Source organism: Candidatus Aegiribacteria sp. (assembly GCA_021108435.1).
GTDB lineage: Bacteria > Fermentibacterota > Fermentibacteria > Fermentibacterales > JCC-6 > Aegiribacteria.
In genome coordinates, this window is record JAIOQY010000062.1 from 22,128 (window position 1) to 29,162 (window position 7,035).

The window sequence follows — 7,035 nt, forward strand, 5'->3', positions numbered from 1 at the left end:
TTTATCTTTCCCTGCTTCTTAGAACCAGTGATTTCTCTCCAAGCGCTTCAAGCCCCTTTGAGAAGAAAGCGCCGATAATCGCGACAATAACCAGACAGGCGAGCATTATGTCATAGCGGGACAGCTGGTAGGAATACCTGATAAGGTATCCTATTCCGGAGTTCGTTCCGGGGAGCATCTCCGCTGCAATGATAACCATCCAGCATCTGCCGATCCCGAGTTTAAGTCCGTGAAAAATGTCCGGAAGAGCGGATGGAATCATTACATGCCGGAAAACGAAAGCTTTTCGTGCACCCAGAACCTTTGCTGCCTCAAGATGCAGTTTTCGAACACTTCTAACTCCCTGAATGGTACCAAGAATAATCGGGAATACACCTCCCCAGAACAGAATGAAGATCATTCCCAGCTGCATCTCGTTGAAAAGATGCTTCTGATATCTCAGATATGACATACCGAAAAACTGCGAAAGGGTCTCCGATTTGAACAGTATTATTGAAAGGGGCAGAAGAGCGATAGCTGACAGTGGTCTTGCCATCTCTATCATCAGGGAAAGAAACTTCCTGACATGTCCGGATGCACCCATCAAAAGACCAATCGGAATACCGATAATAACAGCAAGTGAAAATCCAAGAGTTATTCGAACAAGACTTACAGTCATACTCCAGATAAGGGACCCTGTTGATATCTGATCCTGAAACGGATGTATAAGGATCAGGAATACTTCTGCCGGAGAGGGCAGCAGAGTATCACAACCCTCTCCGGTAATAAGCGCCCACCATAATAGTAGTAAAACAGGGATAACCAGACCGGGAAGTCGATTTTTCAAACGTACGATCCGGGAAACCATTCTGCCGTTGCCCATTGTTGAGATTGAATCTACCTCAGATTTTCCGGCATAAGGGAGAAATCATAGAGGAAGCAGGCGTTCGCATCATCATCCTTCTCCGAAAGAGGACCGGTGAATGCTCCCAGATTTCTCATATTATCGAGTATGGCAACCATATTCTCGTGCCAGTCCAGAGAAACTTCCATACTGTATCCGCTGGTTGCCATTGAAACCTGTTCTACTTCAACGGGGTTGCCGATCCACTCTGCGGCTACGGCAGCTGCATCCTCAGGATTGTCATTGATATAGTCTGTTGCCGCCGCGAACAGTCTTAGAGACGCCGCTATTTCCAGTGGTTTCTCAGCAATTGCTGTTTCCGTTGCCGCAATAGCGCAGCATGGATGATTGAGAAAATCTCCTGGAGGAAGGTCTGAAAGCTCTGCAACGCATTTTCCTATTCCATTATGCTCAGCCATTGCACAGGCAGGGTTATTCGATACATACGCATCTATGGTTTCATTCTGAAGTGATGGATTCAGGTTGGGTTCTCCCTGTGCGTTGAAAAGAAGAATTTTCGAACCAGGTTCGGGATTTCCCTGCATGCTCCACGGAATTCCTGCCTCAGTAAGCGCCGATTCAAATATCAGAAGAGCAACAGCCTTCGGGCTTTTGAATCCTATGATAAGCGGTTCTTCGCTTTCATTCACCCAGTTTACGAAACTGTCCCAGTCATTGACCTCTTCATTATCGATTGATACAACAAGCATATCACCCCTGCTGTGAAGAGGGCTGATTATTTTGATCCCACTTCCCTGGTCAGCACTCGCGGCAAAAGGAATCACACCACCGAAACCTATGTCGAACAGTCCTGCGATCATATTGTTGGGAACGTTAATGGCTCCCTGTGACTGTACAAATTCTATTTCAGCCACTTTCTGCCCTTCCTCGATGAGGGCATAATAGCTTTCTCCAAGGGGTTCAAGGTAAATGCCGTAAATCGCGCTCATTCGTTCACCACGCAGAGCAGATACAAACACAGCCGTATGGTGATCATGCATGCAATGACCAACTTTCAGAAGAGTTACCTCTATCGAAAGATCAACTACCTGCTCCTGTATATTGGGATCCTCTGAAGTCTGAACCTGTTCAGCCTTCTCACCGCATCCTGCAATGATTATTGAAAATATTATTGAAAGGAACGCACCTTTGACCGAGATCTGCTTTTTCATGCATTTCTCCTTTTGAATTAAGAGTAATTACTACAACCTGCAGCATCAAATCTAAGATGTCACATATTTATCTCCTCTGAAAAATTATTCCGATATCTGCACTTCGCAATTTATTGACAAGTGTTACTCTGCAAAAAAGCTATCTGGTGGTCAACCTGTAATGACTTACTACATCACTCTATCGTAACTCCTTAATTCAATTTTCTTCGCAATTGTGTTTACTCATATTCATTCACGTAGTTAACCACTCTCAATTACTACTAATAACAAACGTATCAATTTCGATATCCCAATATGAACATTATTATCTTCATTTATCGTGATAATGCATTTACGTCGTGCATCATTTCCTTTAGAAACATGTACAACGTTGAAATTTCATGTTAACTCATAATTAATAATAGAGATGAAATGAATACCTGAATTATTCTGATGTTTTACATAAGCTGCCTTGTATAAGCTCTTGAACTCTTTGTTATATGTTGCGTAAACGTTTCTTTTATTTATAATTGCTGATTTTATCATATCCCTGTAAATTGTGGTATATTCAAATGTGAGTTTACCGTGATACATGTGCGAACCGGGAAGATTTTATCCATGAACTGTAAGACACTTCTAATTCTTGACGCGGATGACACCCTCTGGGAGAGCGCTCTCTTCTTCGAAAGAACCGAGTACGATTTCCTGGAGCTTATGTACACTCTGGGATTCAAGAGAGAAAACATACGTCATATGGTTCATACAAGAGACATTGAGAGATTATCAGCAACAGGTTATGGTGCACGACCATACATTAATACTTTACGGAATATTCTGTTTGAACTCATTCCTGAGCCACCATTGTGGGCATCTACTGCCCTTCATGATATTGAAAGCACACTGCTTGAACATCCGGTAATACTGATGCCAGGAGTAATGGAAACTCTGCTGGCTGTTAAGTCACTCCCTGTCACTACAATCATTTACACGATGGGTGAACAGGAACACCAGTACGACAAATTCATGAAATCCGATCTTGTGAAGCTCGTTGATGATTTGATCATCGTGCCTGAGAAAACTGCTGCAAACCTGGAAGATCTTATTACTCGTTTCAATATGACTCCAGACGGCTGTATACTGGTGGGAAACAGCCCACGATCAGACATCAATCCGGCCCTTACACTTGGAATTCAAGCAGTGCACATCATTAGAGATCGAACGTGGGCAGCAGAACGGGAGGATTTTATCAATCCGGGACTTGTCATAACTATTGAGAAATTCGATGAACTGCTTGACATTCCCGGTCTGATCAAATCTTAATTGACATAGTAAGCATGAATCAAGTTCAATGCATGTAAACACTGGAGGCCTGTAATGAAGCTATCTGAAATAATTGAGCCAGGCTTTATTTCCCTTGACCTTAAGCCTGATTCCAGTGAACAGCTTCTCCGTGAAATAGCAGCACTCGCATCCTCAGCCAAACCTCTGAAGGATATCAGTAGTGACACAATCTACAATGCTCTTTCCGAACGGGAGAAACTGTCCTCAACTGCATGTGGTCACGGAGTAGCAATACCGCACTGCAGAATACCTGAAATGCCCGGATTTGTTGCCGGGCTTGTAGTTCTCTCTAATGGGATCGATTTCAACGCTTCTGATGATGAGAAGGTTGATCTTATACCATTCGTAATTGGTCCTGAAGAACATCCTCGAACACACCTTCAACTGCTCTCCTCTCTCGCTCAGGTTTTTAGAAACAACGAGTTGAGAAATAGCATTCGAAACGTGGAAACTCCTGAAATTGCATGCAAAATTCTCTCAGATAGCGACTCCCCGGATGAAGCCAGATCTGCCCGATCTGGAAAAAAACTCCTTCACCTTTTTGTACAGGATGAAAGTGTTTTCGACGAGCTTCTGCAGGTTTTCGCGACAGCTGAAACAACCTCATCCATGATTATGGACGCAGATGAATCAACAAGATATCTGATGAATATCCCTTTCTATGCAGGTTTCTGGAATACAGACATACAACATTTTAACAGAATTATTGTATCTGTAATCAGAAATGAATTAGTTAACGCAACAATAAGAAACATAGAATTCATTTGCGGTCCACTATCAGAAAGAACTGATATCATGATAACTGTCTCCGATCTGGAATCAGTTCACGGATCTCTGGAAAGTTAAAATGGCAGTTTCTATTATCGGTCTTGTTGGAATTGCGATTCTTTCCGGTCTATATGCCGGCAAATTTGCCCGAAAAATCGGATTACCTTCCCTGATCGGTTTCATGCTTGCAGGTGCCATATTGGGAGTCTCTCTTCTGAAAATATTCAATGTGGAAATACTTGAACATCTTTCATTCATACCTGATATCGCATTGGGATTCGTGGCTTTCAGTATTGGTTCCGAATTGAATCTCAATGTACTCAAACGACTTGGCAAAAGCCTTACCGCAATTCTTCTCTGTGAAACCCTCTTTACATTCGCTCTTGTAACTCTAGGTGTACTGATTATTTCCGGCGGAGACTGGCCTATGGCTCTGATTTTCGGTGCTATGGCTCCTGCAACTGCTCCGGCCGGAACGGTAGCAGTCCTCCAGGAGTATAAGGCAAAAGGTAATCTTACTCAGGCTCTATATGCAGTAGTCGGTTTTGACGATGGGATAGCTGTCCTTATTTTTGGATTCGCGTCTGCTCTGAGTAAATCACTTCTCAGCTCTGAAACAGGCGGATCTACGAATGTAATTTCATCTGTAGGTAAACCAGCTCTCGAAATTGTGATCAGTATTGCCGCAGGCCTTATTCTCGGTATTGTGTACACCAGACTGATCAGACTTATCCGCTCACATGATAATATTCCAGCTCTGACTTTCGGATTCGTATGTGTTTCCGTAGGACTTGCCCTCACATATGGCTTTTCTCCCATTCTCACGCCGATGGCAATGGGTTTTGTGCTTTCAAACACATCCAGAAGTGAATCCGGTGTTGTCGCAAACCGTTTACGTCCACTGATGCCTCTCATCTTCATTTTGTTTTTCTTTATAGCGGGTGCACACCTGAACCTTGGTTCTCTGCCTTCTCTGGGTCTTCTTGGGCTGGTCTACATAATCACAAGATCAGCAGGAAAGGTTCTTGGAGCAGGATTTGGGGCGCGGATTGGTAAGGCTCCATCAAATATCAGAAAATATCTTGGAATAGGTATTCTATCTCAGGCCGGTGTGGCAATTGGTCTTTCCATCGCGGTTGCTCAGCAATTTTCTCAAATGGGAACACATGCTTCAGAAATAGGTATTGCCGTAATCACAACAGTAACAGCTACCTGTATAATCTTTGAGATCATAGGACCGATAATGGCTAAATATGCTTTGAAAAAGGCTGGAGAAATCCCGGAATAATAGAGGATAATTCCTATGGATAGTTACACACATGATATGAAACTCTGGCTGGATCAACGATTCAGAATGACTGACAAAGAGGGTATTTATCATGCTCATCAGCCTATTTACGGCTTCAGGAAAGGACACAGCGAACCAGGTACAATCGCTAGATATATCATCACTTATCAAATCATGAAAACGCTTTCCCATTTAGAGTTCACCTCGCTACTGGATGTCGGCGGTGCAGAGGGATATAAGGCGGCTTTAGCACGTTTAATATTTAATGCAAGTGTGCGAAGTGCAGACCTGTCCGGGGAAGCATGCAGCAGGGCAAAAGAGATCTTCGATGTTGATGGTGAACCGGTAGATGTTCATCAACTTCCTTACAATGACAATGAATTCGATGTTGTCTTATGCAATGAAACATTGGAGCATGTGCCTGATTTGCACAAAGCAACAAACGAGCTGATAAGAGTCTGTAGCAAAGCAGTTATTATTACGGTACCGCATGAACCAAAGGAGTTTATCGAAGATAATATCAAAGAAAAAATACCTCATTCTCATATTCATTGTTTTGATACGGATAGCTTTGATTTTGTTCTCCCGGGAGCTGTCAAAGTCATTTCGAGAAGGTTTCTTAATCCATATTTAAAGTTGATTGCAGGAATTCTAGACGCAATGAAAATAGAACAATCCAAGAATTATCCGCAATTTCTAGTAAACAACTATAATTCCTGCCTTCCGCTATTCAGGTTAGTGTTTGGTCTGCGTTCTGCTGGAATGTTAATGAGGCTTGATGATTACATTTCAAATTTGATGCCGTCATATTCTGGAATGAGCTTTATTCTGCTGAAGGATGAAAATTGCTATTCCACACATCAAAAGAAACATATCACAACACAGCAAATCATAAACTTCAAAGTTCCTTACTATTACTTAAGATAGAGATTATATGGAAACGTTTCACACACTCGATCATGTAGTGTATATGATTCTCCTGTATCAGATTCATGAGCTTCAACCCTTCTTTGTACTCACTTTAATCACATCATGAATATTGAACTTCCCTGATATGTGGACTCTACATATCCACGGTTTTCACCCACTTTAGTGTACATATGTTTACTACTTATGCCAAGTTTCTTCATTGTGATTACCATTGACAACATATTATCTGAATTAATAGTTTTAATTGGAAGAATATTTAAAAGGAAATGAAGACTCTACATAATCATTGTTGACGAGCAGGAACGGCACCGGCTTGAGAACAGAATGTAATAGGAAATCGGGCCCACAGGACAAAAAGCCGTCGCCGTAATAGAGACCGGAAACAGGACCAGGAAAAACCTGAAGAGGAAACAGTTTCTTCAACAATGGGCTGTAGCAGAAATGCACCAGAGTACAGGCTATCTTCACGCATTCAGCTAAGCCCAGGCGTTCTCCAGAAAATATGATCAACCTTGCCTCGCGTCATACATTGTGTTATATTGTCTTACAGATAACTACATACACATACACTATAGGGGGTGTAAGAATGAGTATTGCCATGTCAGTAAGGCTTCCTGAGAAACTAGCAGCAGAATTAAGCGAAGTTGCCAAGATATCTGAACGATCCAAATCCT

Annotated in this window: 6 protein-coding genes; 4 read left to right on the plus strand and 2 right to left on the minus strand. The window is 42.4% G+C overall.

From position 1 onward, the window contains the following. Position 1: 1 nt before the first annotated feature. Entirely contained in the window at positions 2–826 is an 825-nt protein-coding gene (locus K8R76_03795) for an ABC transporter permease (GenBank protein MCD4847294.1), read from the minus strand. Between the two features lie 50 nt (positions 827–876). After that, the gene (locus K8R76_03800; GenBank protein MCD4847295.1) at positions 877–2,055 is read right to left on the minus strand and encodes an ABC transporter substrate-binding protein; all 1,179 of its coding nucleotides are present in this window, start codon (positions 2,053–2,055) and stop codon (positions 877–879) included. Positions 2,056–2,652: 597 nt separating this feature from the next. Here K8R76_03800 and K8R76_03805 point away from each other — a divergent pair. Genes K8R76_03805 through K8R76_03820 form a run of 4 tightly spaced genes read left to right on the plus strand, consistent with a single transcriptional unit; the run spans position 2,653 to position 6,358 of the window. Beyond that, on the plus strand, positions 2,653–3,354 hold the full coding sequence (locus K8R76_03805) for an HAD hydrolase-like protein (GenBank protein ID MCD4847296.1): 702 nt from the start codon (positions 2,653–2,655) through the stop codon (positions 3,352–3,354). Between the two features lie 54 nt (positions 3,355–3,408). After that, positions 3,409–4,221 carry a PTS sugar transporter subunit IIA gene (locus K8R76_03810; GenBank protein MCD4847297.1) on the plus strand — a complete coding sequence of 271 codons (813 nt, stop codon included), beginning with the start codon at positions 3,409–3,411 and terminating at the stop codon, positions 4,219–4,221. Between the two features lies 1 nt (position 4,222). Beyond that, positions 4,223–5,431, plus strand: a complete 1,209-nt coding sequence (locus K8R76_03815) for a cation:proton antiporter (GenBank protein MCD4847298.1) — start codon at positions 4,223–4,225, stop codon at positions 5,429–5,431. Between the two features lie 15 nt (positions 5,432–5,446). After that, positions 5,447–6,358 carry a class I SAM-dependent methyltransferase gene (locus K8R76_03820; protein MCD4847299.1) on the plus strand — a complete coding sequence of 304 codons (912 nt, stop codon included), beginning with the start codon at positions 5,447–5,449 and terminating at the stop codon, positions 6,356–6,358. The last annotated feature ends 677 nt before the right edge of the window (positions 6,359–7,035 follow it).

What these genes read in the sequence shown, in the direction of transcription:
- K8R76_03800 (MCD4847295.1), bottom strand. Translation starts at nt 2,055, where the DNA reads ATGAAAAAGCAGATCTCGGTCAAAGGTGCGTTCCTTTCAATAATATTT.
- K8R76_03805 (MCD4847296.1), top strand. Translation starts at nt 2,653, where the DNA reads ATGAACTGTAAGACACTTCTAATTCTTGACGCGGATGACACCCTCTGG.
- K8R76_03810 (MCD4847297.1), top strand. Translation starts at nt 3,409, where the DNA reads ATGAAGCTATCTGAAATAATTGAGCCAGGCTTTATTTCCCTTGACCTT.
- K8R76_03815 (MCD4847298.1), top strand. Translation starts at nt 4,223, where the DNA reads ATGGCAGTTTCTATTATCGGTCTTGTTGGAATTGCGATTCTTTCCGGT.
- K8R76_03820 (MCD4847299.1), top strand. Translation starts at nt 5,447, where the DNA reads ATGGATAGTTACACACATGATATGAAACTCTGGCTGGATCAACGATTC.